This is a genomic window from Pseudomonas sp. MF6394, assembly GCF_002018845.1.
Classification (GTDB): domain Bacteria; phylum Pseudomonadota; class Gammaproteobacteria; order Pseudomonadales; family Pseudomonadaceae; genus Aquipseudomonas; species Aquipseudomonas lactis.
Genome location: NZ_MVOJ01000072.1, coordinates 1 through 2,862, shown reverse-complemented (window position 1 = coordinate 2,862; position 2,862 = coordinate 1). Strand labels below are relative to the sequence as shown.

The following is a 2,862-nucleotide window of genomic DNA, read 5'->3' as shown; positions in this document are numbered from 1 at the left end:
CACCGATCAACACCGGGTTGTTTTTCTTGCGCCGGGCCAGCACCTCGATGGTGGTCTCGATCTCCTGCGCACGGCCGATGACCGGATCGAGCTTGCCCTCGCGCGCCATCTTGGTGAGGTCGCGCGAGTATTTATCCAGCTCGGGCGTGTTGGTCGGCGTCTCGGCGCGGCCATCCTCGGCCCCTTTGCCGACCACCTTGCTTACCTGCTGGCGCAGCGCTTGCGGCGTGAGACCGTAACGACGTAGCAGGTTGGCCGCCAAACCTTCGCCTTCCTCGGCGAGCCCGATCAGGAAATGCTCCGGCCCGACATAAGAGTGGCCGAGTTCATTGGAGGCCACGAAAGCACGGCTGAGCGCGTCCTTGACCCGGGGCGACACGCCGATCTCGCCCTCGAACGGCTTCTCGCCGCGCTTGGCTTCGGATTCGATCTGTTGCTTGAGGTCATCGACCTTGATCTTGAACTGCCCCAGGATGGTCTTGACCACATCGCTGTCGGATAGCGCCAGCAGCAGGTGTTCGGTATCAACTTCGGCGCGCCCGAACTCTGCAGCGTGTCGGGCGGCCTCCTGCAATAGGGCCTCGGACTGTTCGCTGATACGGCTGGCCAGCCCACTGCCGCGGCGGCGCGCCGTGCCCGCCGTTGCGGGAGCGGATTCGCCGAAAGACGCATCGACCACTTCGTCGGCATCAGCCGCCACGGACGGTGCATCGTCACCGATGCGGAAGAAGTCGCTGCCGAGGAAGTCTTCGAACAAACCGCTGCGCGAGCCAAACAGAGCCTCCAGCGGCGAGACGGTGCGCTTTTGCTGGCGCGCCAGTTGGCGATAGTGATCGTCACACAACAGCATGGTGCTGTGGCGACCATTGAGATTGGCTTCCACCCGCACCGTGGCGGACTGGTCGCAGACTTGGCATTGTTTTCTGGCCATGCTGATGCTCCTGTAAAGATTGATTTGACGAGGCGCCACCGATCACGGCGCCTCGACCTTCACCTGGTTTTTTCGGAGGACGAGCCGATCGGCGTCAGCCGTTGATCGGGATCGAGCGGCCCTGCTTGGGAGCACTGGCCTCGCGCTTTTCCATCGTGATCGTGAGTACGCCGTTCTTGAAAGCGGCCTTGATCGTGTCTTGGTTGGCATCGGTCGGCAGGTTCAGAGCGCGCTGAAAGCTGCCGTAGCAGCGCTCCACCCGGTGGAAACCGCCGTCTTTCGTTTCCTGCTCCTGACGCTTTTCACCGCGCACCAGCAGCACGTCGTTGTCGAGCGTGATCTGGATGTCTTTTTCCTCGACGCCGGGCACTTCCAGGGCGATCTTGTACTGCTTGTCGGTCTCCTGGATGTCCAGCGCCGGCTTCAGCAGGCCCGGCCAGTCCGACGGCCAGCGTGGCATGGCCAGCGCCGGGAAACCGAAGCCTCGAAACGTGTCGTCGAAGAGGCGGTCGATCTCGCGGTGCAATTGCAGGATGGGACTGACGGGCCCACCCGCCACCGGCAGGTCATTGCGCTGCACGGGCAGCGAGGCAGTGCTCTGTTGTTCTTCCTGCTCCTTCTTGAACCAGTTCCAGGGAGCCAACTTCTTGAAATCAATGTCCATGTCATACCTCCAGAAGAAAAATTGAAGACTCTCGCTCGCTCCGTTTGCCTGCGGCGACGGACAGCGCGCCCAGACGACACGGAGTGTTCCGCTGACTTTGGCTGCTCATCTGTGCGTATCACCTCCTTCTTTCTGCCTGCTTGGATCTGATCATTGATCCATCGTTCGATTTCACTTTGACGAAACCGCCACGTCCCGCCGACCTTGAAGACCGGAATCTCCCCGTGCGAGGCGAGCCGGTAAAGCGTCCGCTTGCCGACTTTCAAGTAGGCAGCCAACTCGTCGAGTGTGAAGATCGCCTGCTGGCGCGCTGTCATACCACCCCCACAAGTTCCGTCGTCACGCGGCCTCGCCTGAGGAAGTTCTTGCAAGACTTTGCAAGGTATTGCGCTTACCAGGACAAACTTCAAGAGTCAATGTACAGCGATCTCCCGCCCCATTGATGCAGGTCAACTGCTCAGGCAAGGCGCAGCGGGGCGGCCTGATCAGGCCATGGACAGCGCATGGCTCGTCAGCCTGCGTGTGCCACAGGCGCCTCGATCAAACACCGATCCTCACGTTGTAGCCGAGTGCCCGCAGCCCCTTGCTCGTCTGCATGTTCCTTGGCGGAAACTCGTCTGGGCGCGCCCAGCCGACGATTTCCCCGAGGCTGCTCAGGCCAACGTGCGGAATTGCCCAGTCGTCGCTGCGGATCGCGTTCCAGAGTCGGGCCGAAACACTTCCGTTGCCCCAGACAACGTAGTTCAACAGTATCCGTCCTGCCAACACACCTTCCCGACACCGCCGCCGAAGGCCATGGCCCATCAAGCGGATTTTCCATGCCCCCTCAGCGCCGTACCTACAGCAAATCTTTTAAGGCCCAGGTCATTCAGGAGTGTTCTGAACCCGGTGCCTCCATCGCAGACGTTGTAAGAGAGACCTCTAGTCAGGCCATTTCGAAGAATCAGATCGCTAAGTTTATGTGGTACTAGTGGTGCCACATGTTTGATTATTTTTTGATTATTTTTTCCAGTTTTGCGAGCTTTGGTGAGATTGATATCTGGCAGTATCTGTTGCTTGGATTCTTTGTGAAGAAGTCTTGGTGATACTCCTCAGCCTCGAAAAATTCAGCTAACCTCTCTAGGGTGGTTACCACTGGGCTGTTGCCGCTGACCGAAAACTGACCCAGTAGAGGCTGTTCTGCCGACTGAAAACTGACCCAGGTGTTCAACTGCTTCTGCTCAATTTTTGAGCAGGAGAACACAGGGTGATCAGTATGGAAATGATG

4 protein-coding genes and 1 pseudogene are annotated in these 2,862 nt (G+C 59.2%); all 5 read right to left on the bottom strand.

The genetic code is table 11. The features are described from left to right. The coding region (locus tag MF6394_RS32735; protein WP_161952190.1) for a Clp protease N-terminal domain-containing protein at nt 1-931 on the bottom strand (931 nt) is incomplete at its 3' end. A 94-nt stretch (nt 932-1,025) separates the two neighbouring features. Further along, nucleotides 1,026-1,595 carry an Hsp20/alpha crystallin family protein gene (locus tag MF6394_RS32730; protein ID WP_023657737.1) on the bottom strand — a complete coding sequence of 190 codons (570 nt, stop codon included), beginning with the start codon at nt 1,593-1,595 and terminating at the stop codon, nt 1,026-1,028. 158 nt (nt 1,596-1,753) lie between these two features. Next, nucleotides 1,754-1,912 (bottom strand): annotated as a pseudogene (locus tag MF6394_RS35320) (helix-turn-helix domain-containing protein); the annotation flags it as partial. Nucleotides 1,913-2,135: 223 nt separating this feature from the next. Beyond that, the gene (locus tag MF6394_RS32720; RefSeq protein ID WP_014596902.1) at nt 2,136-2,342 is read right to left on the bottom strand and encodes a hypothetical protein; all 207 of its coding nucleotides are present in this window, start codon (nt 2,340-2,342) and stop codon (nt 2,136-2,138) included. Between the two features lie 241 nt (nt 2,343-2,583). Next, nucleotides 2,584-2,862, bottom strand: a 279-nt coding sequence (locus MF6394_RS32715) for a peptide-methionine (S)-S-oxide reductase (protein ID WP_177345164.1), incomplete at its 5' end; no start/stop codon positions are given.

Bases quoted from the DNA above. Each gene is read 5' to 3' on its own strand.
- MF6394_RS32730 (WP_023657737.1), bottom strand. From the start codon at position 1,595: ATGGACATTGATTTCAAGAAGTTGGCTCCCTGGAACTGGTTCAAGAAG.